Below are 25,947 nucleotides of genomic sequence, written 5' to 3' on the forward strand. Positions count from 1 at the left end.
CATGAGCATGGACCGCGTGGCGTGGAGCTCGCTCTACAACATCAGCACCGCCAAGAGCGGCTCCAAGCCGTTCTCCAAGGAAACCCTGAAGCGGGTGCTGGCCTTCGCCGCTCCCCACAAGGGCAAGCTCGTCGCCTTCGTACTCTCCTCCATCGCAGCGGCCTTCCTTGCCGTCGCCACCCCGGTGCTTGCCGGCCAGGTGGTTGACGCCATCATCGCCAAGACAGATGCCGGTACCGTGATCTGGCTGGCCGTGCTGATCGCCATCGTGGCGGTGGGCGAAGCGGGGGTGGGGCTGTTGACCCGCTGGCTGTCCTCGACCATCGGCGAAGGCGTCATCGTGGACCTGCGCACCCGGGTGTTCGACCACGTGCAGCGCATGCCCATTGCCTTCTTCACCCGCACCCGGACGGGAGCCTTGGTCAGCCGCCTCAACAACGACGTCATCGGAGCGCAGTCGGCCTTTGCCGGCACGCTTTCCGGTGTGGTGAGCAACTCCGTGGCGCTGGCCCTGACCCTGATCGTGATGCTCAACAAGTCCTGGCTGGTCACCGTGCTCGCCATGGTCCTGCTGCCGATCTTCCTGATCCCGGCCCGGCGCATGGGCTCCAAACTGGCGGACCTGCGCCGCGAAGCCGCTGCGCACAACGCCGCCATGGGCACCCAGATGACGGAGCGGTTCTCCGCGCCCGGCGCCACACTGGTGAAACTCTTCGGCCGCCCGGATGAGGAATCCCGCGAGTTCGCTGCCCGCGCGGGCCGCGTCCGTGACATCGGCGTCCGCATGGCCATGCTGCAGTTCACGTTCGTCACGGCCCTGACCCTGGTCTCCGCGCTCGCACTCGCGCTGGTCTACGGACTGGGCGGCTGGCTCGCCCTGGGCGGCCAGCTCGCGCCCGGCGATGTGGTGGTCCTGGCGCTGCTCCTGACTCGGCTCTACGCTCCGCTCACGGCACTGTCCAACGCCCGCGTTGAAGTCATGAGCGCGCTGGTCAGCTTTGAACGGGTCTTTGAGATCCTGGACCTGAAACCGCTGATCCAGCAGAAACCGGACGCCGTGCCCGTTCCTGCCGGGCCCGTGTCCGTGGAGTTCGACAACGTCCGCTTCGCCTATCCCTCCGCGGACAAGGTCTCCCTGGCCTCGTTGGAGGAGGTCTCCACCCTGGACACGCGGGGCGGCGAGGAAGTGCTGCACGGCGTCAGCTTCCGGGTGGAACCAGGCCAGACAGTGGCCCTGGTGGGCTCCTCCGGCGCCGGCAAGTCCACCATCGCCCAGTTGCTGTCGCGGCTGTACGACGTCGACTCGGGCGCCGTGCGTCTTGGCGGCACCGCGCCGGGGACGGGGCTGGACGTCCGGGACACCACCTTCGATTCGCTGCGGGACACCCTGGGCATGGTCACCCAGGACGGCCACCTGTTCCACGAAACCATCGCCTCCAACCTTCGGCTGGCCCGGCCCGACGCCACGGACGAAGACATGTGGGACGTCCTGCGCCAGGCCCGGCTGGAGACCATGATCAGGTCCCTGCCGGACGGCCTGGAGACAGTGGTGGGGGAGCGCGGCTACCGGCTTTCCGGCGGCGAACGCCAGCGCCTGACCATCGCCCGGCTCCTCATTGCCCAGCCGCGGGTGGTCATCCTCGATGAGGCCACGGCCGCGCTCGACTCCACGAACGAAGCCGCTGTGCAGGCAGCCCTGGGCGCCGCACTCGAGGGGCGTACCGCCGTCGTGATTGCGCACCGGCTCTCCACCGTCCGCGCGGCGGACGCCATCCTGGTGGTGGAGGGCGGCCAGATCGTGGAACGCGGCACCCACACCGAACTGCTGGCAGCCGGCGGCCGCTACGCCGAGCTCTACCAGACGCAGTTCGCCGAGGCCACGGCAGTGGCACAGGAATCCGTCCCCGAGTTCTAAGGGCTGGACGCCCGGCCGCTGCCTAGAGGGCCCGCGAGGCCAACAGGGGCAGGATGTGGTCCGTCAGCAGCGGCGCGAGGTCCCGGGGGAGGGCCGCGTCCGCCGGCCCGCTGATGTCCAGCCACCGGATCTCGGCGATCTCAGCCGCGGGAGTGGCCTCCCATGTGCCCGGGGCGATGAAGACGGTGGCTTCGATATCAGTGGCGGCCTCATTCGCGGCGTCGGCGATCCACACCCCCATCAGTTCAAGCTCCTGGGGGCGGACCACGATCCCTACCTCCTCGGCGAGTTCCCTCGCGGCTGCCTGTACAGCGGTTTCGCCCGGCTCCGGCTTGCCGCCGGGGTGCATGAACATGCCGGTCCCGCGCTTCCGCACGGTCAGGAGGCGCCCGGCGTCGTCAAACACGCAGACAGCGGAGACCACAATCCGGTCCTTCATGCGGTGATCCTTGCCAGGCGCGAGACCAGCAGCAAATCCTTGCGGGGGCCGGTGACGTCCCAGCTGTAGCTGAACGCGTCCGGGCCCTGGCGGGTGTAGGACACGCGGTAGGTGTCGGGGTCGCACCAGTGGGTGTCCTGGCTGGTGTCAGGAGTGAAGCTCATGCGGTGGAACGGCCTCCCGTCGGGAAAGAACACGTCCAGCGCATCGGGCTGCGGCACGGGTTTCAGGACGTATTCCCGCGAGGCGGGACCGGTAAAAGAAGGCCAGCGCATGGTGCCTTCCTCGCGAAGGGCCAGGCCGCCGTCGTCCGTTGGCGTGAAAATCAGGACGCCGGAAAAGGTTCCGCGGGTGCCGTCCGACCTGTCCAGCAGGTCCCGCTCAAGCCGCCAACGGCCAGGCTGGCCGGCGATGTGGGGTTCGTGGACGCCCAGGAGGTAGGCGCGGAGGCTTGGCTCCGGGGAAGGAGAATTCAAGTGCCCTCGATTGGAATCGAACCAACGACACCGGCTTTAGGAGAGCCGTGCTCTATCCACTGAGCTACGAGGGCGGGTGTCCGGTGGGGCTCGGCGGGGCCGGTCCGTCCGGACACGGTTACAAGCATACAAGGTGCCGGGCCGTACTACGCTCAAGGCATGAGTCCAGCCCCCACTGCCGCTCCCGCCACTGCCTTCACCCCGAACGTAGCGTCCACCCGGCAGTACATCGGGGCGTGGGCAGTACTGAGCGTGCTGCAGTACTTCGCCGCCGAGGCTGCCGTGGCCATGGCGTGGGCGGGGCCCCGTCCGTACAACCTGCGGACCGGGTACATCAGCGACCTGGGGGCGCTCCACTGCGGAATCTATTCCGGCAGGGATGTCTGTTCGCCGTTGAACTGGCTGATGAATGCGTCCTTCGTGGTCCAGGGCCTGGGGCTGCTGGTGGGCGCGGTGCTGCTGACGTCGGGGCTGCTGCGCGTGGCCGCCCGGCCCGGTACACGGGTGGACTGGCGGCGCCGGGAACCCTGGCTTGCGGCCTCCGCCGTCCGGCTGCTCACCGGAGCAGCCGGGGCCGGGACCATGGTGGTGGGGCTGGTGCCGGAGGACGCTGGCTCACCCTGGCACTACGCCGGGGCCATCACGTACTTCATCTCCGGTGGGCTGGCATTGCTGGTGCTGGGCATCCTGTGGCTGCGGAAGACCGGGATGGCGTGGTTCCTGCTGGTGTGCGGCGGCGTCTCACTGGCCGCCACCGCCACCGGTGGACTCACCCGCATGATGGTTCCCGAGCCCGGCACGCTGGAGCGGCTGATGGGCTACCCGGTCACGGTGGGGATGGCCGCCGCGGGGCTGGTCATTGCCCAGCGGGTGCACCGGCACCGGAAGCAACGGCGGGCTGCGGCCGCTGCCGCAAGGGCAACTGGCGTTTAGGGCTCTTTCCTTTTGCGGCTGTTGAGGAACACCGCCGCGCCCCCGGCCAGAAGGCTCAGCACCAAAAGCACCCAGCCTGCAATGGTGAGGGTGGACGCCAAGGCGACCTGGCCGGCGTCGGGACCCGGCGTGCCCATCATGGCGTCAATGGCCACGTTGCCCCACAGCCGGACCACCACGAAGAGCATGGGCAGCGACCAGAGTGCCCAACGCAACGACTTCTTCGCCACGTTGGTGCCGATGAGCAGCAGCCACGTGAAGCCGAAAATCAGTGGGAAGAGCGTCCCGGCGGTCTTGTGGACGTAACTCAGCTGGCCCAGGGCATCGCCGTTCATAACGCCCTGGAGCCTGCCGATGTAGCCGGCGTCAAAACCGCCGACCAGGGAATCCGGCATGGCCATGTCCTGGGACAGCTGCGTGAGCTGGGTCAGGGTCAGCAGGTGCAGGTACCAGAACAGGAACAGGCTGGCCACCACACCGGCAATGACGATCAGGTTGCTGTTTCCCTGCGCCTTTTCCGGCGTGCGCGACGTGGTGGGGTTGACCACCGGCGGCAGGTGGTGCTGCGGCACAGCCGCGTTGGCGCCGTGCTTCTTGATCCGCTGGGCAGGGGTTTTGGCCATGGCACCATTATCCCGCCCCATAAACTGAACCCATGACCACTGGCCGACACAGCGCAGCTGTTCTTGACCCCTCATTGGATGACTACGACCTGGCAGCCGCCCTGGTCCGGGAAGCCGGGCAGCTGGCGCTCCTGATGCGCATGGCCGGGCTTGAGTCGGAACAAAAGACTTCTGTGTCCGACGTCGTCACCGCGGCCGACCACGCCGCTGAAGCCTACGTCCTGGAACAACTGCGGCGCTGCCGGCCGGACGATGGGATCGTGGGCGAGGAAGGTGCTTCCGTCCAGGGCACCAGCGGCCGGACGTGGGTAATCGACCCCGTGGACGGCACCTACAACTTCCTGCACGGTTCCACGTACTGGTGCTCAGCCATCGCCCTCAAGGACCGCCGCGATGTGCTGCTGGGCGCCGTCTTCCAGCCTGAAGAGGACAAGCTGTGGCTGGGCGGGCATGACCGGCAGGCCACCTTGAACGGTGAAGCGCTGACCTCGTTTGCCGTCGACGAAGGCAGGCGCAACACCACCAGCGTCGCCGAACTCGGCGCTGCCACCTACATCCACCCCACCTGGTTGATGGACCCGATGTGTGCCATGCCGTGGCACGCTGCAGCCACCTCCGCCGCATCCCTCCGCATGCTGGGATCCGGTTCCTGCGACCTCGGCCGGGTTGCCGACGGGCAGCTGGGGTGCTGGTTCCAGCACAGCTGCCCGGAATGGGACTGGCTGCCGGGAAAGGCGATCGTCCTTGCGGCCGGGGGCGCCGTGGACACCGTCCGGGTCAACGGGCTGGAGTGGTTCATCGCAGGAGGAACGACGGCGGTCCGCGAGCTGCGTGCGGCCCTCGAGTCAGGCTCGGTGTCCTGAAGCAATTGCCCGCGCAGCGGGAGTAATCCACAGGCTGGAAGGCGTTGTCGGTCCCACCGCCTAGACTTGTAGGCACCATGGATATGTTGTTTGACCCGTACTCTGACGGACCGTTCAAGGCCGCTCCCGCCTCCACCGCCCGGACAAGGACGGAGCCTGAGGGCGTTGCCACCACGGCAGGGCCGGGCGGAATGCCGGAGCCAAACGCCGGCGGGCACAACACCTCCGGGGGCTGGCAACAGTCCAACCACGACGCCGGCAACCGGCACCACGGTGACGGTCACCAAGGCAGTCGCCGCCCCGGCGCCGCCCAGCTGCTGGAGGGACTGAACCCGCAGCAGGAGGAAGCGGTCAAGCACGGCGGATCGGCGCTGCTGATCGTCGCCGGCGCCGGATCCGGCAAGACGCGCGTGCTCAGTAACCGGATCGCGTACCTCATCGCCACCGGCCGTGCCCACCACGGCGAAATCCTGGCCATCACGTTCACCAACAAGGCGGCCGCGGAAATGCGGGAGCGCATCGAGGCGCTGGTGGGTGGCCGCGCCAAAATCATGTGGATCTCCACGTTCCACTCGTCCTGCGTCCGGATCCTGCGGCAGGAAGCGGCCAACGTCGGCCTGAAATCCAACTTCTCCATCTATGACTCCGCCGACTCCCTCCGCCTGGTCACCCAGGTTTCAAAAACCCTTGACCTGGACCCCAAGAAGTTCGCGCCAAAAGCCATCCAGCACAAGATTTCGGCGTTGAAGAACGAACTGATCGACGCCGAATCCTTTGCTTCGGCAGCCAACTACAACGACCCCTTCGAACATGCGGTGGCAGACGTCTACAAGGGCTACACGCAGCGGCTCCGCCAGGCCAACGCCATGGACTTCGACGACCTCATCGCGGAGACCGTCTACATGTTCCGCGCCTTTCCGGCGCTGGCGGAGTCCTACCGCCGCCGGTTCCGCCACGTCCTGGTGGACGAATACCAGGACACCAACCACGCCCAGTACGCCCTGGTCCGGGAGATCGTGGGGGAGGGCCCCGGCGCCTCGGAGCTCACCGTTGTTGGCGACTCGGACCAGTCCATCTATGCCTTCCGCGGCGCGGACATCCGGAACATCGTGGAGTTCGAAAAGGACTACCCGGAGGCCCGCACCATCAAGCTGGAGCAGAACTACCGTTCCACCCAGAACATCCTGAGTGCCGCCAACTCGGTCATCTCCCGCAACCCCAACCGGCCGGAGAAACGGCTGTGGACCGCTGAGGGCGAAGGCCACAAAATCATCGGTTACGTCGGCGAAAACGAACACGACGAAGCGCAGTTCATCGCGAAGGAGATCGACCGGCTCCAGGACGAGGAGAACCTCCGCCCGGGCGACGTCGCCATCTTCTACCGCACCAACGCCCAGTCCCGTTCCATCGAGGACGTGCTGGTGCGCGTGGGCCTGCCGTACAAGGTGGTGGGCGGCACCCGCTTCTACGAGCGCAAGGAAATCAAGGACGCCCTGGCCTACCTGCGCGTCCTGGTGAACCCGGACGACGACGTCAACCTCCGCCGGGTGCTCAACGAACCCAAGCGCGGCATCGGCGACCGAGCCGAAGGCGCCGTGGCGGCCCTCGCCAGCCGCGAACGCACCTCCTTCATGGCCGCCGCCCGCCGCGCCGACCAGGCGCCCGGCATGGCCACCCGTTCGGTCAACGCCGTCCTGGGCTTCGTGAAAATGCTGGACGACCTCGCCGAGGTGGCTGCCGGGTCCGGGGCTGCCGCGGCACTCGAAGCAGTGCTCGAGCAAACCGGCTACCTTGCCGCGCTGCGGTCCAGCACCGATCCGCAGGACGAGTCCCGCGTGGAGAACCTGGCCGAGCTAGTGGCCGTGGTGCGCGAGTACGAGCAGGAAAATCCCGAGGGCAGCCTCGGCGCATTCCTGGAACAGGTGTCCCTCGTGGCAGACGCCGACCAGATCCCGGATGCCCCCGGCGCGGACATTGACGCCGCCGTCGCCGAGGCCAAACGGCTGGGCGTGGTGACGCTGATGACCCTGCACACCGCCAAGGGACTGGAGTTCCCGGTGGTGTTCCTCACCGGCATGGAGCACGGGCTCTTCCCGCACCAACGCTCCGCCACCGACCCCAAGGAACTGGCTGAGGAACGCCGGCTGGCCTACGTGGGCCTCACCCGTGCCCGGAAGCGGCTGTACGTGACCCGGTCCGAGGTACGCAGCATGTGGGGCCAGAGCCAGTACAACCCGGCCAGCCAATTCCTCGAGGAAATCCCCGCCGAGCTCCTGGAATGGAAACGGGAAGGAACCAGCCGGCAGTCGTGGGCCGGCGGCGGTTCAATCGGCTCGGGCCGGTACAGCGGATCGTTCTGGGGCGCCGGTACCGCCCGCGGAGCCGCAGCAGATTCTTCCGCCGGCTTCAATGCCGACGTTCCGGCGTTCATCGCCAAGAACCGGGTGCAGCCGCAGAAGGAAATCATCGCCGTCAGCGTGGGGGACAAGGTCAACCACACCAGTTTCGGCAACGGAACGGTCCTGGCCCTCGAAGGTGCAGGAGACAAGACCGTGGCCAAGGTGAAGTTCGACGTCGGTGAAAAGCGCCTGCTGCTGCGCTACGCCCCGCTCACCAAACTCGACGCCTAGGAACGCCCGCGGACGGGCATAATGGAGGCCATGCGACGGACTGTATGGGGGATGCTCGCCGCCCTTTTCCTTATCACCGCCACGGGCTGCACGGTGACCACCAAAGACCCGGCCTACGTTCCGCCGGCTCCGCTGCAACCCATGGAACAGCTGGAAAAGGCGCCACTGGCCGATGCGAAGACGTTCTCCAGCGGTGCAGATGTCCTCTCTTTCATCACCGCCGACCGGACCATCGCGTGCTCGCTCACGTCCGCCCGCGGGGAACACCTCAACTTGCCCTACGAGCAGAACCGCTACAGCGACGCCGCCAACAACAGGCTGCCCATCGTCCCTGTGGCCCACTGCGAGCTCGCCTCCTACCCGGCGCCCGAGCCAGGCGATATCAAGGACGACTGCGCCGGAACCCATCTTGGCTACCTGGGCGGAGTGGCCCTCCTGTCGCCGGACACCGCCCGCTACGGTGAATGCCGCTCCGGCGTCACATCCATGGAAGGAACCTACGGGCCCAAGGGGAGCAAGGCGGGAACGCTGACCCAGCTGCCCGTGCTTGCGGACGGGCAGAACCTGGAACGCAACGGGCTGCGCTGCTCCGCATACAACGGCGGCGTGGCATGCGGAAACGTCTCCGCCGGCGTCGGATTCTTCGTTTCGCCCAAACGTTACGAGCTGATTCAGGGGCCGGCCAAAAGCGGCCAGCCGCCGCAGCAGGAGGGCCAAAAAACCCCGTAATTCCGCGGTTTTTCTACGCCGCATAGAATAGTGTGCTTACTCACATAAGGGGTAGTCTGGGACGGCCCGGTCCCTCCAAAGGACTAGAGTTCCCCATGGAGCATTACGCCGCGTGGCTCGTTTCCAGACAGGCCGCCGGTGCGTGCAATCCGCAGCCCGGTCATCGTCGTACAGATGGTGTCCGACTGTACAGAAACTACTTCGACGTAGAAGGACACTAAACCGTGGACCTGTTTGAATACCAGGCGCGCGATATGTTCGAGGCGCACGGTGTACCCGTGCTTGCCGGCATCGTGGCGTACACCCCAGAAGAAGCAAAGGCAGCTGCCGAGAAGATCGGCGGCGTGACCGTTGTCAAGGCACAGGTCAAGGTAGGCGGCCGTGGCAAGGCCGGCGGCGTCAAGGTCGCAAAGTCCGCTGATGAGGCGTATGAGCACGCCACCAACATCCTGGGCATGGACATCAAGGGCCACACCGTCAAAAAGGTGATGATTGCCCAGGGTGCGGACATCGCCGAGGAGTTCTACTTCTCCGTCCTGCTGGACCGCGCCAACCGCAACTACCTGGCCATGTGCTCGGTTGAAGGCGGCATGGAGATCGAGCAGCTCGCCGTCGAACGTCCCGAAGCGCTGGCCAAGATCGCCATCGATCCCGCCGTGGGCATCGACCAGGCCAAGGCCGACGAAATCGTCGCAGCCGCAGGCTTCGCCGAGGAACTGCGCGGCAAGGTCGCCGCCGTAATCCTCAAGCTCTGGGATGTCTTCAAGAAGGAAGACGCCACCCTGGTGGAGGTCAACCCGCTGGTCAAGACCGGCGCCGGCGACATCGTGGCACTGGACGGCAAGGTCTCCCTGGACGAGAACGCCGACTTCCGCCACGCCAAGCACGCGCAGCTCGAGGACAAGGACGCTGCAGACCCGCTTGAGGCCAAGGCAAAGGCGCAGGACCTCAACTACGTCAAGCTCGACGGCGAAGTAGGCATCATCGGCAACGGTGCAGGCCTGGTCATGTCCACCCTGGACGTCGTCGCCTACGCCGGTGAAAACCACGGCAACGTCAAGCCCGCCAACTTCCTGGACATCGGCGGCGGCGCCTCGGCCGAGGTCATGGCCGCCGGCCTGGACGTCATCCTGGGCGACGAGCAGGTCAAGTCCGTGTTCGTCAACGTCTTCGGCGGAATCACCGCATGCGACGCGGTCGCCAAGGGCATCGTCGGCGCACTGGCCGAACTGGGCCACACCGCCAACAAGCCGCTGGTAGTCCGCCTCGACGGCAACAACGTCGAGGAAGGCCGCCGCATCCTCAACGAGGCCAACCACCCGCTGGTTACCCTGGCCGCCACCATGGACGAGGGCGCCGACAAGGCCGCCGAGCTCGCCAACGCAGCGAAGTAAAGGGACGCACCATGTCTATCTATCTGAACAAAGACTCCAAGGTCATCGTCCAGGGCATCACCGGCGGCGAAGGCACCAAGCACACCGCCCTGATGCTCAAGGCCGGCACCAACATCGTTGGCGGCGTCAACGCCCGCAAGGCCGGCACCACGGTCCTGCACGGTGAGAAGGAAATCAACGTCTACGGCACCGTCAAGGAAGCCATGGCTGAAACCGGCGCCGACGTCTCCATCGTCTTCGTGCCGCCGGCATTCACCAAGAACGCTGTTGTCGAAGCCATCGAGGCCGGCATCGGCCTGGTCGTGGTCATCACCGAGGGCGTTCCCGTCCAGGACTCCGCCGAATTCTGGGCCCTGGCCCAGTCCAAGGTGGACGCCGACGGCAACCAGGTCACCCGCATCATCGGCCCGAACTGCCCCGGCATCATCACCCCCGGCGAAGCACTGGTTGGCATCACCCCGGCCAACATCACTGGCAAGGGCCCCATCGGCCTGGTTTCCAAGTCCGGCACGCTGACCTACCAGATGATGTACGAACTGCGCGACCTGGGCTTCTCCACCGCCATCGGCATCGGCGGCGACCCCATCATCGGCACCACGCACATCGACGCCCTGGCCGCGTTCGAGGCTGACCCCGAGACCAAGGCCATCGTCATGATCGGCGAGATCGGCGGCGACGCCGAAGAGCGCGCAGCCGACTTCATCAAGGCCAACGTCACCAAGCCGGTCGTCGGCTACGTTGCCGGCTTCACCGCCCCCGAAGGCAAGACCATGGGCCACGCAGGCGCCATCGTCTCCGGCTCCGCCGGTACCGCCCAGGCCAAGAAGGAAGCCCTCGAGGCTGCCGGCGTGAAGGTCGGCAAGACGCCGTCCGAGACCGCCAAGCTGCTCCGCGAGGTCTACGCCGCCCTCTAGGCAGCACGTCACGACGCGGGGCCACCCCCGGTCCGTTTCCAGTCATGGGACGGACCTTCGGGTGGCCCCGCGTTCGCTCTTTAACGGATGACGACGGCGGGCGGCGCCTGCCCAACCCGGTCGAGTAATGTTGGGACAGGAAAAACGGGCGCCCCGGGCGCGCAGGCAGGGGATTGACGATGGCAGAAAAGCGACCCACCCTGGTCGACGCCGTCGTGGACAAGGTCCTTGAGCACATCATCAGCGGTGAAATACAGGCCGACGACGCCCTGCCGCCGGAGGCCGACATCGCCAAGGAATCGGGTGTCAGCAGGCTGACGGCCCGGGAGGCCATGAAGGTGCTCAAAGCGCAGGACGTTGTCTACGTAAAGCGCGGCCGGGGCACTTTCGTCAACCCACCCGAGCGCTGGACGGGGCTGGACGCCATCATGCGTGCAGCCTCCAGGGGAGTGGCCTCGGACCAGGTGGCGCTCCGCCTGCTGGAGGTCCGCCGCATGGTGGAGACCGGGGCAGCCGAACTCGCTGCCTCCCGCCACCGCCCGGTTGACCTCGCGGCGCTGCAGGACAGCGTGGAGCAAATGGAAGCCGCGCACCTGGCCGGAGACGTCGATGCACTGACCGTGGCCGATATCGCCTTCCATGACACCGTGCTGCGTGCATCCGGCAACCCGTTCGTACCCGCCCTGCTGGGACAGCTTTCCACCCTGCTGTACGCCATGCGGCGGGAAACCTCGGCCTTCCCGGACGTGCAGCGCCACGCGATCCACCACCACAAGATGGTCCTGGCGGCCATCGCTGCGGGCGATCCCGCCACGGCGCGGTCCACCATGGATGCCCACATCACCCAGACCTTTGAGGACTACGAGCAGTTCCTTGCCATGTCCAGCCGCAGCGGAACCACCGGCCGCTAGAGGCTCGCCCGCCAGGAACCCCGCCCGGCAGGCCCGGGACCCGGTGGCCTGCCTCCCTGTCCGCGTGCACGGCGATTATGTTGACGCCCACAACCACCTGTGATTAGAATCTCAGTCAGACATCAGACATCTGATATCACCCCCCAAAATGCCGCCAGCCAAAGGAGTCTTCATGCGCGCGCATTCCCCTTTTGAGGGTCCCCACACCACTCCTGGAGGCCTGCGATGACCTCCCGCACCACTGCCCCCGCACTCAGCCAGCTGGGCGAGACCACCCTCCGCAAGGTGCGCCACCGGCTGATGCCCCTGATCGTCCTGCTGTACTTCATCGCCTACCTCGACCGGAACAATGTCGGCTTTGCCAAGCTCGGCATGCAGGGCGACATCGGCCTGACGGAAGCCGCGTACGGCCTGGGCGCCGGCATCTTCTTCCTTGGCTACGCCTTGCTTGAGATCCCCAGCAACGGCGGCATGTACCGGTATGGTGCCCGCAAATGGATCGCCAGGATCCTCATCACCTGGGGAATCTTCGCAACTGCCATGTTCCTGGTGAACGGTGAAACCACGTTCTACGTCATCCGCTTCCTCCTCGGCGCGGCAGAGGCCGGCTTCTTCCCGGCGATCCTCTTCTACCTGACGCTGTGGTTCCCGGCGGCCCAGCGCGTGACGGTGCTGGGAATCTTCATCCTCGCCCAGCCCATCTCGAATGCCCTGGGCGCACCGGTATCGGGCATGCTCCTGAACCTGGAAGGCGTTGCAGGCCTGCACGGCTGGCAGTGGCTCTACATCCTCGAGGGCATCCCGGCCATCATCCTGGGCATCATCACGCCGTTCGTCATGACGGACCGCCCCGAACACGCCAAGTGGCTCAAGCCCGAAGAGCGTGAATGGCTCTCCACCACCATGGCCGCTGAACTGGCCCACAAGCAAAAGTCCGGAAACCACAACTTCCTGGCCGGCCTGAAGGACCCCCGCACCATTGCCTACTCGGCGCTGTACTTCGGCCTGGTGTGCGGCATTTACGGCCTGGGACTCTGGCTGCCCACCATCGTCAAGGCGCTGGGCAAGTTTGACTCAACGCAGGTGGGGTTCATTGTCTTCATCCCGTACGCCATCGCAGCGGTGTTCGTCTACTTCTGGAGCAAGCGGTCCGACCGTACAGGCAACCGCGTGTGGCATGCCAGCGTCAGCATGGTGCTTGCCGCCGTCGGCCTCCTGGGCGCCGGCTTCCTGCTTCCCGTCAATGCCTTGCTCGCCATGGTCTTCCTGACCCTGGCAGCCATGGGCATCTACTCCGCGATTGCGCCCTTCCTGGCCATGCCGTCCGCCGCGCTCACCGGCGCCGCGGCAGCAGCCGGACTGGCCATGGTCAACTCGCTCGGCAACCTGGGCGGCTTCGTGGCCCCCTACATCGTCGGCATCCTCAAGGACGCGACCGGAAACAGCCAGACGGGCCTGGTGTTCCTGGCTGCCTGCCTCGCGGTGACCGCCGTCGCCACTTACCTCTATGCACGCAACCGGCCTGAAGGTGTCTCCGCCCCCGCAGCCACCGCTCCTGCCGCCGAAACCCATTAGGAAACTGCAATGACTAAAGAGCACGAATTCCCCACAGAACGTACCGCGGTCCTGACCGGGGCGGCATCCGCCCGGGGCATTGGCCGCGCCACCGCAGACCGGCTGGCCAGCCAGGGCTGGTCCATCGCCATCCTGGACATCAACGCCGAAGACGCCAAGGCGGCCGCGGCGGAAATTGGCTCCAGCCGGGCCGTCAAGGCCGTCGGCGTGGGTGCCGACGTCTCGGACGAGGCGTCGGTGGACCGTGCCATCACGGAAATCGAGCAGTCCCTTCCGCCCATCGTGGGGCTGGTCAACCTGGCCGGAATCAGTTCCCCCACGCCCTTCATGGAAACCACCGTGGCGGAATGGGACAAGGTCTTCGCGATCAACATGCGTGGCACCTTCGTGGTGTCCCAGCGCGTGCTCAAGGGAATGATTGAGCGGGAGCTGGGGCGGATCGTCAGCATCTCCTCCATCTCCGCCCAGCGTGGCGGTGGAACCTACTCCAAGGTTGCCTACAGTGCCTCCAAGGCCGGCATCCTCGGGTTCACCCGCGCCCTGGCACGTGAAGTCGGTGAGCACAACATCACGGTGAACGCCATCGCACCGGGCCCGATCGACACGGACATCATGGGCGGAACGCTGAGCGATGAGCGCAAGGCCCAGATGTCCGAGGGGATCATGATGGGCCGGGTGGGAACCCGGGAGGAAGTGGCTGCCCTGATCGGGTTCCTCCTCAGCGAGGATGCCGGCTACATCACGGCCGCGACCTATGACATCAATGGCGGCCTGCAGGTTTCCTGACGCCCCTGCTTTCCCGGCGCCCCGGGCACGGTGCCGCACGGCCCAGCGGCCGCACGGTACCGTGCCCGGGGCGCGTCATCCGCAACGTCCCGCCCTGCAGCGGCTATAGGATTTCTACATGGCAACCAAGAACCAGGCCACCGGCGGGGTGAGCAGGCAGGTCCTCGCGGACCACGTCTATGAGGCGCTTTTGGTTGCCCTCATGGACGGCCGGCTGGAAGCAGGCACCCCGGTCAGTATCGACGGGATGGCCAGGGAACTGGACGTCTCACCAACGCCCGTGCGGGAGGCGCTTGCCCGGCTGGAAGCCACCGGCATGGTTCGAAGGATGGCCCTGCGCGGCTACCGGGTAGCCCCGCTGTTCTCTCCGGAAGAGCTGGCGGACCTGATGGACGCCCGGCTGGTGATCGAACCGGCGAACGCCTTCATGGCCTGCAAGCACGCGGACCAGGAGCTGACCGGGCAGCTCCAGCAGGCCATAGAGGACCTCAAGGCCGCGCCTCGCGGCCCGTCGTTCGCCGAGTTCCGCGCGTACTGGGAAGCGGATGAACGGTTCCACCGGCTCATCGCCGAATCGGCGGACAACCAGTTCCTGCTGTCGGCATACAATGCACTGGGTGGCCAAGTGCAGCGTTTCCGCTTTTTTGGCGGCCTGGGCGTAACGGACGCGGACTACGCCATCGCGGAACATACCGAGATCCTCAAGGCCTTTGAAGCCGGCGACGCCGAACTCGCCCGGCAAAAAATGATCGACCACATCGAGGGCGTCAAGCAGCGCTCGCAGCACGACAGCGAAGTGCGCAGCTAGCAGCACGCCCAGGGGCCGGCGGCCCCCTCATCCCCGACTCCACCCCGGGGAGTCCACCAACAAAACCCTTGACAGGATCCATTGCCAGCGTAGATCCTATAGGAAATGTGATTCATGATCTGGAGTGACAATGCCGTACACCGCTGAAAACTGGCCCATCGCCGCCGCCCTGCTGCAGTTCCCCGGAACCCGGCCGGACGGAACCGCCGCCCAGGACGCCCCTGCCGGCGACTGGCAGCAGGTCTTCGAAGAAGTGGCCGACGCCGGTTTCACCAACGCCGACCTCACCGACAGCTGGGTCCGCCCCGGCGACCTTTCCAGCGCCCGCCTGGACGAACTGAAGGCCGCCGCCACGGCCGCCGGCCTTGGACTTCCCTCCATTTCCGCCATCCGCCGCAGCGTGATCGAGGAAGGCAACTGGGAAGACAACCTGGCCTACACCCACCGCACCCTCGAAGCCGCAGCACAGCTTGGCTGCGAGGTTGTCTCGATCGGGCTCCACCAGGCCATCACCCCCGAGCAGCGGAAGCAGCTGTGGTTCTGGACCGTCGAGGGCCACAAGGATCCGGTGGGTGACAAGGAAAGCTGGAACAACGCCGTCACCCGCATCCGCGAAGTGGGCAAGCACGCGGCCGAACTTGGCCTCCTGGTATCCCTGGAAATGTATGAGGACACCTACCTGGGCACCGGCGATTCCTCCGTGCAGCTGGTCCAGGACATCGACCTGCCCAACGTGGGGCTGAACCCGGACCTGGGCAACCTGATCCGGCTGCACCGCCCCATCGAGGACTGGCGCGAACTGGTGCACAAGACCCTGCCGTACTCCAACTACTGGCACGTCAAGAACTACATCCGCGATGAAAACCAGGCCCGGAACCAGTACGTCGCCATGCCGGCCCCCATGGAATCAGGCCTCATCAGCTACCGCGAGGCCTTCCAGTTCGCCATCTCCGTCGGCTTCCAGGGCGTCATCTGCACGGAACACTACGGTGGCGACGGCCTGAGCGTCACCGCCGCCAACCAGGACTACCTGCGCCGCCAGGTCCTCCCCAAGCGCGACGGCTACGCCCTGGGCACCAGCCTGGTGGCCCAGGGCCGGCAAACTCCGGCGGCAGTCCCCGCACGCTAGCCGGCAGGCATCCCAACCGAGACAACCGGTTCAACGAGGAATCATGACAAAGATATTTGACGATCCAGCGCAGTTCGCAGACGACGCCCTCGACGGCTTCGTGGCCGCCAACCGACAGTATGTTGCGCGCGTTGACGGCGGCGTTGTCCGCTCCACCGAGTCACCCGCCGGCCAGGTGGCACTGGTCATCGGCGGGGGCTCCGGCCACTACCCGGCCTTCGCCGGCCTGGTGGGTGCCGGGCTGGCGGCAGGAAGCGCCTGCGGCAACATGTTTGCGTCCCCCTCAGCGGGACAGGTGTACCGCGTGGCCAAGGCATCCCAGGCCGGCGGGGGAGTCCTGCTCAGCTACGGAAACTACGCCGGCGACGTCCTCCACTTCGGCCAGGCCCAGGACAAACTGAACGCCGAAGGCATCGAAACCCGGACCGTCCTGGTCACCGACGACATCGCCAGCGCTCCACTAAAGGAAATCGCCAAGCGCCGCGGCATCGCCGGGGACCTGACAGTCTTCAAAGTGGCCGGCGCGGCAGCGGAAGCCGGCCTGGACCTGGACGAGGTGGAGCGCCTCGCCATCAAAGCCAACCACCACACCCGCTCGCTCGGCGTTGCCTTTGCCGGCTGCACCCTGCCCGGAGCAGCCGAACCTCTGTTCACCGTGCCCGACGGCATGATGTCCGTGGGGCTCGGCATCCACGGTGAACCCGGCATCTCCGAGCAGCCCCTGCCCACCGCCAGCGAACTTGCCCGGCTCCTGGTGGACGGGCTGCTCAAGGACAAGCCGGACGCCGCGGGCACCAGGGTGGTGCCGATCCTGAACGGCCTGGGAACGGTCAAGTATGACGAACTCTTCCTGCTGTTCGGCAAGATCGAGGCGCTGCTGACCGGGGCCGGACTGGAGATCGTGGAACCGGAGTGCGGCGAACTGGTAACCAGCCTGGACATGTCCGGACTGTCCCTGACGCTGTTCTGGCTGGACGCGGAACTGGAGAAATTCTGGGCCGCGCCGGCCGACACCCCCGCCTTCCGCAAAGGCAACCTGGCCCCGCGCCGTGCCCGGTCCGTGGAGTCCCTCGCCGAGGCGGGAACGGCGCCGGCGCTGGCCGCCACCCCGGCGTCGACAGCCCTGGCCGCCACGGCGGTGGGCGCGCTGAAGGAAGCCCGGTCCGTCGTCGTCGAACATGAGGACGCGCTTGGGAAACTGGACGCCATCGCCGGGGACGGCGACCACGGCATCGGCATGCGCCGCGGCGTTGATGCCGCCGTCGCCGCCGCCGAGAAGTCCCACGCGGCCGGCGCGGGGCTCGAGGAACTCCTCACCGCAGCGGGGGAGCAGTGGGCCGAACGCGCCGGCGGAACCTCCGGGGCCCTCTGGGGCGCTGCCGTCACCGCCGTCGGCAGGACCCTTGGCAGCAAGGATTCCTACACCGCGGCAGACGCGGCCGCCGCCGTCAACGCCCTCCGCGACGCCATTATCACCCTGGGCAAGGCCGAAGCCGGGGACAAGACCATGGTGGACGCGCTGCTTCCGTTCGCCGAGACCTTCAACCGGGCAATAGACGACGGCGGCAGCCTGGCCGGGAGCCTCCGTGCGGCAGCGGAGGCGGCAGCAAAAGCCGCTGACGAGACCGCCGGGCTCAGCCCGAAGAAGGGCCGTGCCCGCCCCCTGGCTGAAAAGAGCCTGGGCCACCCCGACCCCGGTGCTGTGTCCTTCGGCCTCATCGCCCGCAGGGTGGCCGATTACGCCGCCACCATCGAAAGCCACTAAAGGAGAACCCTTATGACAGAGCAATCCCAGCCAGGCTGGCGCATCGTCGTCGGCAATGACGAAGCCGGAGTCGAATACAAGAACGCCCTGCGCGAACTGCTGGAGGCGGACCCCCGCGTCGCCTCGGTGGAGGACGTGGGAGTCGGCGCCGATGACACCACCGCCTACCCCCACCTGGCCGTCGCTGCTGCCCGCAAAGTGGCCGCCGGAGAAGCGGACCGCGCCCTCCTGATCTGCGGGACCGGCCTGGGGGTCGCCATCTCCGCCAACAAGGTACCGGGCATCCGGGCCGTCACCGCGCACGACAGCTACTCCGTGGAACGCTCCGTGCTGTCCAACAACGCCCAGGTCCTGACCATGGGCCAGCGCGTCATCGGCCTGGAACTGGCCAAGAAGCTGGTGGGTGAGTGGCTCAACTACCGCTTCGATGAAAACTCCGCATCCGCGGCCAAAGTAAACGCCATCTGCTCCTATGAGGGCGCGTCGGAAGGACTTGAAACCACATGAGCACCCGTAACATCGCCGTCGTCGGCTCCGGCTACATGGGCGGCGGAATCGCCCAGGTCCTGGCACTTGCCGGAGCCCGCGTGGCCCTGGCAGACGTCTCCGCCGAAATCGCCCAAAGCAACTACGAACGGCTGCTGAAGGAATCTGACGAGTTTGTGGCAGCAGGGCTCTTCCCGGCCAACGCCACGGACCTGCTCAAGGAAAACCTCTGGGCAGCCAAGGACATCGAAGAAGCCGTAGCGGACGCCGAATACATCGAGGAGGCCGTGCCTGAAGTCCTCGAAATCAAGCACGCCACCCTGGGCAGGATCAGCGCCGCCGCCCGGCGGGACGCCATTATCGGCTCCAACACCTCCACCATCTCCATCGCCAAGCTCGCCGAAGTGGTGGACAACCCGGAGCGCTTCCTGGGCGTCCACTTCTCCAACCCGGCACCCTTCATCCCCGGCGTGGAAGTCATCCCGCACGAGGGGACCTCCGAGGCAACCGTCCAGGCCGCCCGCACCATCGTGGGGGAGACCGGCAAGGAAACCGCCACCGTCAAGGACGTCACCGGCTTCGTGCTGAACCGGCTCCAGTACGCCCTCTTCCACGAAGCCGCGCAGGTGGTGGAGGAAGGCATCGCCACCGCCGAGGACGTGGACACCCTGGTCCGCACCACCTTCGGCTTCCGCCTGCCGTTCTTCGGCCCCTTCGCCATCGCCGACATGGCAGGCCTGGACGTGTACGCCTTCTGCTACAAGTCACTGCAGACCGGCTTCCCGGAGCGGTTCGCCACCCCGCAGATCCTCCAGGAAAAGGTCGACGCCGGCCAGCTGGGCACCAAGACCGGTTCCGGCTTCCTTGATGTCCCGGCAGAGCGCACCGCCGCCCTGGTTGCCTACCGGAACAAGGCCTACGTCGCCATGCAAAAGCTCATCGAGGACCTGGGCCCGGCCCCGCTGTCCTAGCCCTGCTTTCCTCAACCAGAAGGAACATTCCATGACAGTTTTCCCCGCAGAGCGCACGGTGATCGTCACCGGCGCAGTCTCTGAACGCGGCATCGGCCGCGCCACCGCGGACTACCTCGCCGAGCGCGGCTGGAACATCGGCGTGATCGACCTCGACGACGCCGCCAGCAAGGACCTGGCCAGGGAACTGGCCGAAAAGCACGGCGTCAAAGCCCATGGCGCCGGCGCCAACATCGGCGACGAAGCTTCGGTGCGTGCCGCCATCGACGAGATCGAAGCCGAGCTTCCCCAACTGGTGGCACTGGCAAACGTCGCGGGCGTCAGCTCCCCGGTTCCCTACCTGGAGCTGGACAGCGCCGAGTGGGACCGCGTCGTGAACATCAACATGAACGGCGTCCACTACGCCACCCGCCGCGCGGCCGAATCGATGGCCAGGAACCGGGTGGGACGGATCGTCAACATCTCCTCCGTCTCCGCGCAGCGCGGCGGCGGAACCTTCAGCAAGACCCCGTACTCCGTGGCGAAGGCCGGCGTCATCGGCCTGACCCGCGCCACCGCCCGCGAACTGGGCGAGTACGACATCACGGTCAATGCCATCTCACCCGGTCCGATCGACACCGACATCATGGGCGGCACCCTCAGCGAGGAACGCAAGGATGAACTCGTGAAGGACCTGGTGGTGAACCGGGTAGGCACCACCCGCGACATCGCGGCGGCCATTTCCTTCCTCATCGGTGAGGACGCCGGCTACATCTCCGGCCAGACGCTGAACGTCGACGGCGGCCTGTACATGCACTGACGGCATCCGCCCCGGATGCCACAAGCCCCGCAGGCCGCCGGCCTGCGGGGAACCACCAACGTCACCACTCGAAGGAGAGTGTTGTGTCAGAAACCACCGCAACATCCAAGGAACTCCTGGCCCGTCCGGTCCTGAAGTCCGCGATTTCCAAGGCGGCCCGCCGGCTCATGCCGATGCTGGTCATCCTCTACGTCGTTTCGTTCCTGGACCGCACCAACGTCGGCTTCGCCGAGGCGGCACTGGGGGCGGACAAGGGGGTGTCCGCCGCGGCCTTCGCCCTGGGCGCCGGTATCTTCTTTATTGGCTACGCCATCTTCGAGATCCCCAGCAACCTGCTGCTCAAGAAGGTCGGTGCCAAGATCTGGCTGGCGCGCATCGCCATCACCTGGGGCATCGTCTCCGCGTGCTTCGCGTTCGTGCAGGGCGAGACCTCGTTCGTGATCCTGCGTTTCCTCCTGGGCGTCACCGAGGCCGGGCTGTTCCCCGGCGTCATCATGTACCTCGCCGAATGGTTCCCCAACAAGGTGCGCGTCCAGATGTTCGCCATCTTCTACCTTGCCCAGCCGTTCTCCCAGATGATCGGCAACCCGCTGTCCGGCTGGCTGATCAACATTGGCGACCAGGTGCCGGGCCTGCGCGGCTGGCAGGTCATGTTCTTCGTCGAAGGCATGCTCGCCGTCCTGGCAGGCATTGCGGCGTTCTTCTTCCTGATCAACGGACCGGAGAAGGCCAAGTTCCTCAGCCGCGAGGAAAAGTACGCGCTGAAGGAGGTCATGGCACTTGAGGACAACATCAAGGACGAGCACGGCCCCCGCGGCATCCTCGCCGCCATGCGCAACGGCCGCGTCTGGTACTTCACGGTCATCTACTTCTGCCTGCAGATCGCCGTCTACGGTGTGACGTTCTTCCTGCCGCAGCAGGTGTCCTCCCTGACCGGGCAGAAGGTGGGACTCGCCGTCGGCCTCCTCATCGCCGTCCCGTGGTTCTTCGGCATCTTTGCCTGCTACTTCATCGGCAAGGCGGCCAACACCGTGGCCAAGCGACGCAAATTCGGCACCATCCTGTTCATCTCCACCGGCCTGTGCATCTTCGGCTCGGCCTGGGCGGGAACCAACCACCAGCCGGTCCTGGGCATGATCTTCATAACCCTGGCAGTCTGCAGCTTCCTGGCGGTCGGCCCCGTGGTGTGGTCCTATCCCACGGCGTTCCTCGCCGGTTCCGCTGCCGCGGCAGGCATTGGGCTGATCAACTCGCTGGGCAACCTGGGCGGCTTCGTGGCACCCATCCTGCGGACCGCAGTCAACGAAGCCACGCAATCACCAACGGGGTCCATGGGCGTCTATGCCCTGGGTGTCCTGCCGTTCGTGGCGGCAGCGATGATGTTCGCCACCAGGCGGTTCAAGAACAAGGCCGACGACCTGCTCGACTGAGCACACCACCACCCACGCAAGGAAAACGATGAGCACCTCCGGCAGCAGCACAGGCAAGGGCCCCCTCTACATCGGTGTCAGCACCAAGATGTACTTGGGCTACCAGGCAAGCCTGCGCTGGCTGTCGGAGGTGCGTTCCATCGTCGATGACAGGCCCGGACTGGGCATGGAATCCGCCAAGGAGTCCCCGGTCCGGGTCTTCGCCATCCCGTCCTTCCCTGTCCTGGAGCCCGCCGCGCGGATCCTGGCAGGTTCGCCCGTACTCCTCGGCGCCCAGAACTGCGCCTGGGGCGACGGGCCGCTGACCGGTGAAGTCAGCCCCGGCATGCTGGCCGAGCTCGGCGTCTCACTCGTCGAGATCGGCCATGCCGAACGCCGCCGGCTGTTTGGCGAGGATGACGCCGTGGTGGCACGCAAGGTGCGTGCCGCCGTCGGCCATTCCCTCACCCCGCTGCTCTGCATCGGCGAGCCGGACAGGCTCGACGCCGGAGCTGCCGCCGCCTTTTGCGTCCAGCAGGTCCGCGCCGCCACGGACGGCGACCCGGCCCTGCTGAACCGCCTGGTCCTGGCCTACGAACCGGTCTGGGCCATCGGTGCGCAGGAGCCCGCCGCGCCGCGTCACGTCAACGCCGTCCTGGCGCAGATCCGCGCAGCCCTTGGCCCTGCCTGCCCGCTGATCTACGGCGGCAGCGCCGGGCCCGGGCTGCTTCCCCGGCTGCCGGCCGCGGACGGACTCTTCCTGGGCCGCTTCGCCCACGATGCCGCCAACCTTGGCCGCGTGCTGGACGAAGCCCTCCTCCTGCGTCAGACCGACGCGCCCGCCAACAGTTCGTCCAGCCGCTCATAGCCTTCGGACATGCCGCCCTCCATGCCTGAGTGCAGCATGCCGTCCCGCGCCTCCATGCTCTGGTACATGGCGTGGCCCCGCAGCCTGCACCGGCCGCCGTCGAGCTCCTCAAACGTCATGGACTCCAGGCTGACCGAGTCCGGATAGCCGCCGAACTCGAAGGTCTGCAGGGCGAACTCGTTCTCGCGCACCGTATGGAAGATGCCACGGAACTCGTACGGCACCCCCTCCGGACCCGTGTGAATGTACCGGTAGCTCCCGCCGGTACGGAAGTCGTAGTGGTCCATTTCCATTTTCATGCCCCGCGGACCCAGCCATTGGGCCACCAGTTCCGGGTCCTTATGGGCCCGGAACACGCCCGCTACCGGAAAGTCGAACTCCCGCTCGAAGTCGATGTAGGGGAGTCCCTCGGGGGCCGTGATCTTCAGTTGGTTGGTCATTTCCTGTCCTTTGCCTTGGGCGCCGTTTGCCCGGCGCTGGATTCAAGCACCGCATCGAGGCTGCGGAACTGCCCTTCCCGGACCAGCCTGTACTGGTCGATCCAGGCAGTGAGCGCCTCCAGCCGTGCGGGGTTCAGGTGGACGGGCCTGCGCTGGGCGTCCCTGCTGCGGGTGACCAGATTCGCCTGCTCGAGTACCTGGATGTGCTTCGAGACTGCCTGCTTGGAAATCTCGAACGGCTCGGCCAGCTCGTTAACCGTGGCCGGGCCACGGCTTAGCCGGGCAATGATGCGTCGACGAACGGGGTCGGCCAGGGCAAGGAAAGCCCCGTCCAAAGCCGCGTCGTCATCTGCCACCATTCCCGCCTTTCTTCTAATCAACCTAGAGCTTTATCAATCTTTTGGTTGATTAAGAGTACGCCCGCTCCGTTTACCTGCGCAAGGGGATCTTGCGGTGTCAAAGTTGAGTTTGTTAGTATGTCAGTACAAACTATTAGAGGAGAAGCTTCATGCCACTGGTTCGCATTGACGTCAACGAAGGCCGCACTGCCGATGAGCTGCAGCAGCTGAGCCGCGGCATCCACGATGCCATCCTTGCGGAGTACGGCATCCCGGAGCGGGACTACTTCCACATCCTCACCGAACACCCGCAGGGCCAGATCTTCGCCCAGGACGCCGGCCTGGGCTTCGAGCGCACCGGGGGAGTGGTGATGATCCAGATCTTTACCCAGGGTGGCCGGTCCCAGGAGGCCAAGCAGCGGCTCTTTGCCGCGGTGGCTGAAAAGCTTGCGGAAGTGGGGGTCGCCGGCGAGGACGTCTTCATTGGCTATGTCGAAAACACTGCCGGCGACTGGTCCTTCGGGTTTGGCCGTGCCCAGTACATGACCGGCGAGTTGGCCGTTCCCCGGAAGTAGTGCCAACGTTCCCATCCGTGGCGGGATGGGAGCGATCCAACGCTTGTTGTAAGTATGTCAGTACAAACCTTTGACAGGACATTCGATCTAGGGCAAAGTAGTTCCTGTGGCCCACGCCACGGCCTGCCAGTCCCGGAACTCCTGCTCCTCAAAGGATCCGAGTTCCACACCAGAAAGGTCCACGATTCCCGTGACCCACGAGCTTCTTACGATCGGGCGCATCAGCGTTGATATCTACCCGAACGACATCGGGGTTGGCCTGGAGGACGTCAACTCCTTCGGCAAATACCTTGGCGGTTCACCGTCCAACGTTGCCGTTGCCGCTGCCCGGCACGGACGCCGGACCGGCGTCATCACCCGCACCGGGGACGATGCGTTCGGCACCTACCTCCACCGGGAACTGCACAAGTTCAACGTCGACGACACATTCGTTACGCCGGTCGCCGGCCTGCAGACACCGGTGACATTTTGCGCGATCAAGCCCGCCACGGACGAGTTCCCGCTGTACTTCTACGGCCGTTTCCCCACCGCTCCGGACCTGCAGATCAAGGCTGAAGAACTGGACCTGGAGGCCATCCGCGGGGCCGGCATCTTCTGGTCCACCGTGACCGGCCTGTGCCAGGAGCCTTCCCGGTCCGCGCACATCGCCGCGCACCAGGCCCGTCCCCGCACCGAACTGGCCGAAGGGCAGTTCACTGTCCTGGACCTGGACTACCGTCCCATGTTCTGGGCGTCCGAAGAGGAAGCCCGCGCAGAGGTGGCCAGGGTCCTCCCGCACGTCACCGTCGCCATCGGCAATGACAAGGAATGCGCCGTCGCCGTAGGGGAGGGAACCCCTGACGAGCAGGCGGACCGGCTGCTGGCCGCCGGCGTGGAAATCGCCGTCGTCAAGCTTGGTGCTGAAGGCGTGATGGCCAAGACGCGCACCGAGCGCGTGGTCTCCGCCCCCGTCCCGGTTGAAACCCTTAACGGCCTCGGCGCCGGCGATTCCTTCGGCGGCGCGTTCTGCCACGGACTGCTGTCCGGCTGGCCGCTGGAACAGGTCCTGGACTACGCCAACGCCGCCGGCGCCATTGTGGCCTCCCGCCTGTCCTGCGCCGATGCGATGCCGACGCCGGACGAGGTCACCTCGCTGCTGGCCGAACGCGGACGTACCGTGCCGGGTACGGTCTCCGGCGCTTCCATTCCCGAAGGAGCAGCACTGTGACCCTCACCCCCCTCGCCTCGAACCACGCCGTGGATGATGATCCCCGCCGCTATGAGCACCTGAGCACCATCCGCCTCGAAGACCCGGACGCCGTAGCCCGTGCCGCGAAGGCACGCCGCCGCCACCCCGGCGTAAAGGCCGGCCGCCAGAACTTCATCGTCGCCGCCGACCACCCCGCCCGCGGCGCCCTGGCTGTCGGCAGCGATCCGGTGGCCATGGCGGACCGCCGGCAGCTGCTGGACCGGCTGCAGATCGCCCTGGCCAACCCGGCCGTGGACGGTGTCCTGGCCTCCCCGGACATCATGGACGACCTGCTCCTGCTGGGCGCCCTGGACGGGAAGCTGGTGTTCGGATCGATGAACCGCGGCGGGCTGTCCGGCCTGGTCAACGAGTTCGATGACCGCTTCACCGGCCACACCGCCGCCGCTTTGGCGGCCCTGGGTGCGGACGGCGGCAAGATGCTGACCCGTATCTGCCTGGGCGACCCGGACACCGTGGTGACCCTGGAAGCGACCGCCAAGGCCATCGACTCGCTGGCGGAGCGGAAGCTGATCGCCATGGTGGAGCCGTTCCTGTCGGTCCGCGAGAACGGCCGGGTCCGCAACGACCTGTCTCCCAACGCCGTCATCAAGTCCATCGCCATCGCCGAGGGCCTGGGATCCACCAGCGCCTACACCTGGATGAAGCTTCCCGTGGTGGCGGAGATGGAACGCGTCATGGCCGCCACCACCATGCCCACCGTCCTGCTGGGCGGTGACCCGGACGGGTCCCAGGACGAGGTCTTCGCCACCTGGGGTGCCGCGCTGGCCCTCCCCGGTGTCCAGGGCCTGACGGTGGGCCGGACGCTGCTCTACCCCGCAGACGGGGACGTCGCCGGCGCCGTTGCCGCGGCAGCCTCGCTCCTGCACCACACCACAGAACTTCCGGAGAACTAGCCATGGGCACACCAACAGGAACGCGCAGA

General features: G+C 66.4%; 26 protein-coding genes and 1 tRNA gene. 21 read left to right on the forward strand and 6 right to left on the reverse strand.

Annotation, left to right across the window (positions count from 1 at the left end):
• Window position 1: 1 nt before the first annotated feature.
• The gene (locus tag MRBLMD1_RS21405; RefSeq protein ID WP_275181856.1) at window positions 2-1,915 is read left to right on the forward strand and encodes an ABC transporter ATP-binding protein; all 1,914 of its coding nucleotides are present in this window, start codon (window positions 2-4) and stop codon (window positions 1,913-1,915) included.
• Window positions 1,916-1,937: 22 nt separating this feature from the next.
• On the opposite strand, the gene MRBLMD1_RS21410 is transcribed toward MRBLMD1_RS21405, so the two are convergent.
• The 3 genes from MRBLMD1_RS21410 to MRBLMD1_RS21420 all read right to left on the reverse strand — a co-directional run bounded on the left by MRBLMD1_RS21410 (window position 1,938) and on the right by MRBLMD1_RS21420 (window position 2,904).
• Entirely contained in the window at window positions 1,938-2,354 is a 417-nt protein-coding gene (locus tag MRBLMD1_RS21410) for an NUDIX hydrolase (RefSeq protein WP_159632842.1), read from the reverse strand.
• On the reverse strand, window positions 2,351-2,830 hold the full coding sequence (locus MRBLMD1_RS21415) for a DUF6314 family protein (protein WP_201302458.1): 480 nt from the start codon (window positions 2,828-2,830) through the stop codon (window positions 2,351-2,353). The genes MRBLMD1_RS21410 and MRBLMD1_RS21415 overlap by 4 nt, the downstream gene beginning before the upstream one ends.
• Window position 2,831: 1 nt before the next feature.
• A tRNA-Arg gene (locus tag MRBLMD1_RS21420) sits at window positions 2,832-2,904 on the reverse strand.
• Between the two features lie 85 nt (window positions 2,905-2,989).
• Here MRBLMD1_RS21420 and MRBLMD1_RS21425 point away from each other — a divergent pair.
• Window positions 2,990-3,763: a DUF998 domain-containing protein gene (locus MRBLMD1_RS21425; protein WP_159632841.1), complete on the forward strand. Its 774-nt coding sequence runs from the start codon at window positions 2,990-2,992 to the stop codon at window positions 3,761-3,763.
• On the opposite strand, the gene MRBLMD1_RS21430 is transcribed toward MRBLMD1_RS21425, so the two are convergent.
• Window positions 3,760-4,386, reverse strand: a complete 627-nt coding sequence (locus MRBLMD1_RS21430) for a hypothetical protein (protein WP_307492105.1) — start codon at window positions 4,384-4,386, stop codon at window positions 3,760-3,762. The genes MRBLMD1_RS21425 and MRBLMD1_RS21430 overlap by 4 nt on opposite strands.
• Window positions 4,387-4,418: 32 nt before the next feature.
• Between MRBLMD1_RS21430 and MRBLMD1_RS21435 the strand changes: the two genes are divergently transcribed.
• The 16 genes from MRBLMD1_RS21435 to MRBLMD1_RS21510 all read left to right on the forward strand — a co-directional run bounded on the left by MRBLMD1_RS21435 (window position 4,419) and on the right by MRBLMD1_RS21510 (window position 22,423).
• Window positions 4,419-5,249 (forward strand): inositol monophosphatase family protein, encoded by an 831-nt coding sequence (locus tag MRBLMD1_RS21435; RefSeq protein WP_224025082.1) that lies wholly within the window; start codon window positions 4,419-4,421, stop codon window positions 5,247-5,249.
• 83 nt (window positions 5,250-5,332) lie between these two features.
• On the forward strand, window positions 5,333-7,879 hold the full coding sequence (gene pcrA, locus MRBLMD1_RS21440; protein WP_370871817.1) for a DNA helicase PcrA: 2,547 nt from the start codon (window positions 5,333-5,335) through the stop codon (window positions 7,877-7,879).
• Window positions 7,880-7,900: 21 nt separating this feature from the next.
• A complete protein-coding gene (locus MRBLMD1_RS21445) occupies window positions 7,901-8,608 on the forward strand; it encodes a hypothetical protein (RefSeq protein WP_307492109.1) in 708 nt (235 codons plus the stop codon).
• 224 nt (window positions 8,609-8,832) lie between these two features.
• Entirely contained in the window at window positions 8,833-10,002 is a 1,170-nt protein-coding gene (gene sucC, locus MRBLMD1_RS21450; RefSeq protein ID WP_364403542.1) for an ADP-forming succinate--CoA ligase subunit beta, read from the forward strand.
• 11 nt (window positions 10,003-10,013) lie between these two features.
• Window positions 10,014-10,916 (forward strand): succinate--CoA ligase subunit alpha, encoded by a 903-nt coding sequence (gene sucD / locus MRBLMD1_RS21455; RefSeq protein WP_104996906.1) that lies wholly within the window; start codon window positions 10,014-10,016, stop codon window positions 10,914-10,916.
• Window positions 10,917-11,095: 179 nt separating this feature from the next.
• On the forward strand, window positions 11,096-11,827 hold the full coding sequence (locus MRBLMD1_RS21460; RefSeq protein WP_159632836.1) for a FadR/GntR family transcriptional regulator: 732 nt from the start codon (window positions 11,096-11,098) through the stop codon (window positions 11,825-11,827).
• Window positions 11,828-12,052: 225 nt separating this feature from the next.
• A complete protein-coding gene (locus MRBLMD1_RS21465; RefSeq protein WP_364403546.1) occupies window positions 12,053-13,402 on the forward strand; it encodes an MFS transporter in 1,350 nt (449 codons plus the stop codon).
• A 9-nt stretch (window positions 13,403-13,411) separates the two neighbouring features.
• Window positions 13,412-14,188, forward strand: a complete 777-nt coding sequence (locus MRBLMD1_RS21470; RefSeq protein WP_364403549.1) for an SDR family NAD(P)-dependent oxidoreductase — start codon at window positions 13,412-13,414, stop codon at window positions 14,186-14,188.
• 118 nt (window positions 14,189-14,306) lie between these two features.
• Window positions 14,307-14,996, forward strand: a complete 690-nt coding sequence (locus tag MRBLMD1_RS21475; protein ID WP_255174540.1) for a GntR family transcriptional regulator — start codon at window positions 14,307-14,309, stop codon at window positions 14,994-14,996.
• Window positions 14,997-15,126: 130 nt separating this feature from the next.
• Window positions 15,127-16,125: a sugar phosphate isomerase/epimerase family protein gene (locus tag MRBLMD1_RS21480; protein WP_364403554.1), complete on the forward strand. Its 999-nt coding sequence runs from the start codon at window positions 15,127-15,129 to the stop codon at window positions 16,123-16,125.
• Between the two features lie 43 nt (window positions 16,126-16,168).
• Window positions 16,169-17,890 (forward strand): dihydroxyacetone kinase family protein, encoded by a 1,722-nt coding sequence (locus tag MRBLMD1_RS21485; RefSeq protein ID WP_364403557.1) that lies wholly within the window; start codon window positions 16,169-16,171, stop codon window positions 17,888-17,890.
• 12 nt (window positions 17,891-17,902) lie between these two features.
• A complete protein-coding gene (locus tag MRBLMD1_RS21490) occupies window positions 17,903-18,397 on the forward strand; it encodes a ribose-5-phosphate isomerase (RefSeq protein ID WP_364403560.1) in 495 nt (164 codons plus the stop codon).
• Window positions 18,394-19,347, forward strand: a complete 954-nt coding sequence (locus MRBLMD1_RS21495; protein WP_364403562.1) for a 3-hydroxyacyl-CoA dehydrogenase family protein — start codon at window positions 18,394-18,396, stop codon at window positions 19,345-19,347. Before MRBLMD1_RS21490 ends, MRBLMD1_RS21495 begins: the two co-directional genes overlap by 4 nt.
• A 31-nt stretch (window positions 19,348-19,378) precedes the next feature.
• A complete protein-coding gene (locus MRBLMD1_RS21500) occupies window positions 19,379-20,146 on the forward strand; it encodes an SDR family NAD(P)-dependent oxidoreductase (protein ID WP_364403565.1) in 768 nt (255 codons plus the stop codon).
• Window positions 20,147-20,229: 83 nt separating this feature from the next.
• Window positions 20,230-21,576, forward strand: coding sequence for an MFS transporter (locus tag MRBLMD1_RS21505; RefSeq protein ID WP_159632827.1), 1,347 nt, complete (start codon window positions 20,230-20,232; stop codon window positions 21,574-21,576).
• 28 nt (window positions 21,577-21,604) lie between these two features.
• Window positions 21,605-22,423: a triose-phosphate isomerase family protein gene (locus MRBLMD1_RS21510; protein WP_364403568.1), complete on the forward strand. Its 819-nt coding sequence runs from the start codon at window positions 21,605-21,607 to the stop codon at window positions 22,421-22,423.
• Here the strand turns inward: MRBLMD1_RS21510 and MRBLMD1_RS21515 are convergent.
• Together MRBLMD1_RS21515 and MRBLMD1_RS21520 are read right to left on the reverse strand one after the other, a co-directional pair.
• Window positions 22,381-22,863: an SRPBCC family protein gene (locus MRBLMD1_RS21515; protein WP_364403571.1), complete on the reverse strand. Its 483-nt coding sequence runs from the start codon at window positions 22,861-22,863 to the stop codon at window positions 22,381-22,383. The genes MRBLMD1_RS21510 and MRBLMD1_RS21515 overlap by 43 nt on opposite strands.
• Window positions 22,860-23,222, reverse strand: coding sequence for an ArsR/SmtB family transcription factor (locus tag MRBLMD1_RS21520; protein ID WP_275181845.1), 363 nt, complete (start codon window positions 23,220-23,222; stop codon window positions 22,860-22,862). Before MRBLMD1_RS21520 ends, MRBLMD1_RS21515 begins: the two co-directional genes overlap by 4 nt.
• A 149-nt stretch (window positions 23,223-23,371) precedes the next feature.
• On the opposite strand from MRBLMD1_RS21520, the gene MRBLMD1_RS21525 reads away from it, so the two are divergent.
• The 3 genes from MRBLMD1_RS21525 (at window position 23,372) to MRBLMD1_RS21535 (ending at window position 25,918) form a co-directional block, all read left to right on the forward strand.
• Window positions 23,372-23,776, forward strand: coding sequence for a tautomerase family protein (locus MRBLMD1_RS21525; protein ID WP_159632824.1), 405 nt, complete (start codon window positions 23,372-23,374; stop codon window positions 23,774-23,776).
• 190 nt (window positions 23,777-23,966) lie between these two features.
• Window positions 23,967-24,983 carry a 5-dehydro-2-deoxygluconokinase gene (gene iolC, locus MRBLMD1_RS21530; RefSeq protein WP_364403575.1) on the forward strand — a complete coding sequence of 339 codons (1,017 nt, stop codon included), beginning with the start codon at window positions 23,967-23,969 and terminating at the stop codon, window positions 24,981-24,983.
• Window positions 24,980-25,918, forward strand: coding sequence for a Cgl0159 family (beta/alpha)8-fold protein (locus tag MRBLMD1_RS21535; protein ID WP_275181842.1), 939 nt, complete (start codon window positions 24,980-24,982; stop codon window positions 25,916-25,918). The genes iolC and MRBLMD1_RS21535 overlap by 4 nt, the downstream gene beginning before the upstream one ends.
• The last annotated feature ends 29 nt before the right edge of the window (window positions 25,919-25,947 follow it).

It is taken from the genome of Pseudarthrobacter sp. LMD1-1-1.1, from assembly GCF_040676255.1.
Lineage (GTDB): Bacteria > Actinomycetota > Actinomycetes > Actinomycetales > Micrococcaceae > Arthrobacter.

Bases quoted from the DNA above. Each gene is read 5' to 3' on its own strand.
- MRBLMD1_RS21405 (WP_275181856.1), top strand. From the start codon at position 2: ATGAGCATGGACCGCGTGGCGTGGAGCTCGCTCTACAACATCAGCACC.
- MRBLMD1_RS21410 (WP_159632842.1), bottom strand. From the start codon at position 2,354: ATGAAGGACCGGATTGTGGTCTCCGCTGTCTGCGTGTTTGACGACGCC.
- MRBLMD1_RS21425 (WP_159632841.1), top strand. From the start codon at position 2,990: ATGAGTCCAGCCCCCACTGCCGCTCCCGCCACTGCCTTCACCCCGAAC.
- MRBLMD1_RS21430 (WP_307492105.1), bottom strand. From the start codon at position 4,386: ATGGCCAAAACCCCTGCCCAGCGGATCAAGAAGCACGGCGCCAACGCG.
- MRBLMD1_RS21435 (WP_224025082.1), top strand. From the start codon at position 4,419: ATGACCACTGGCCGACACAGCGCAGCTGTTCTTGACCCCTCATTGGAT.
- pcrA (WP_370871817.1), top strand. From the start codon at position 5,333: ATGTTGTTTGACCCGTACTCTGACGGACCGTTCAAGGCCGCTCCCGCC.
- MRBLMD1_RS21445 (WP_307492109.1), top strand. From the start codon at position 7,901: ATGGAGGCCATGCGACGGACTGTATGGGGGATGCTCGCCGCCCTTTTC.
- sucD (WP_104996906.1), top strand. From the start codon at position 10,014: ATGTCTATCTATCTGAACAAAGACTCCAAGGTCATCGTCCAGGGCATC.
- MRBLMD1_RS21460 (WP_159632836.1), top strand. From the start codon at position 11,096: ATGGCAGAAAAGCGACCCACCCTGGTCGACGCCGTCGTGGACAAGGTC.
- MRBLMD1_RS21465 (WP_364403546.1), top strand. From the start codon at position 12,053: ATGACCTCCCGCACCACTGCCCCCGCACTCAGCCAGCTGGGCGAGACC.
- MRBLMD1_RS21470 (WP_364403549.1), top strand. From the start codon at position 13,412: ATGACTAAAGAGCACGAATTCCCCACAGAACGTACCGCGGTCCTGACC.
- MRBLMD1_RS21475 (WP_255174540.1), top strand. From the start codon at position 14,307: ATGGCAACCAAGAACCAGGCCACCGGCGGGGTGAGCAGGCAGGTCCTC.
- MRBLMD1_RS21480 (WP_364403554.1), top strand. From the start codon at position 15,127: ATGCCGTACACCGCTGAAAACTGGCCCATCGCCGCCGCCCTGCTGCAG.
- MRBLMD1_RS21485 (WP_364403557.1), top strand. From the start codon at position 16,169: ATGACAAAGATATTTGACGATCCAGCGCAGTTCGCAGACGACGCCCTC.
- MRBLMD1_RS21490 (WP_364403560.1), top strand. From the start codon at position 17,903: ATGACAGAGCAATCCCAGCCAGGCTGGCGCATCGTCGTCGGCAATGAC.
- MRBLMD1_RS21495 (WP_364403562.1), top strand. From the start codon at position 18,394: ATGAGCACCCGTAACATCGCCGTCGTCGGCTCCGGCTACATGGGCGGC.
- MRBLMD1_RS21500 (WP_364403565.1), top strand. From the start codon at position 19,379: ATGACAGTTTTCCCCGCAGAGCGCACGGTGATCGTCACCGGCGCAGTC.
- MRBLMD1_RS21510 (WP_364403568.1), top strand. From the start codon at position 21,605: ATGAGCACCTCCGGCAGCAGCACAGGCAAGGGCCCCCTCTACATCGGT.
- MRBLMD1_RS21515 (WP_364403571.1), bottom strand. From the start codon at position 22,863: ATGACCAACCAACTGAAGATCACGGCCCCCGAGGGACTCCCCTACATC.
- MRBLMD1_RS21520 (WP_275181845.1), bottom strand. From the start codon at position 23,222: ATGGTGGCAGATGACGACGCGGCTTTGGACGGGGCTTTCCTTGCCCTG.
- MRBLMD1_RS21525 (WP_159632824.1), top strand. From the start codon at position 23,372: ATGCCACTGGTTCGCATTGACGTCAACGAAGGCCGCACTGCCGATGAG.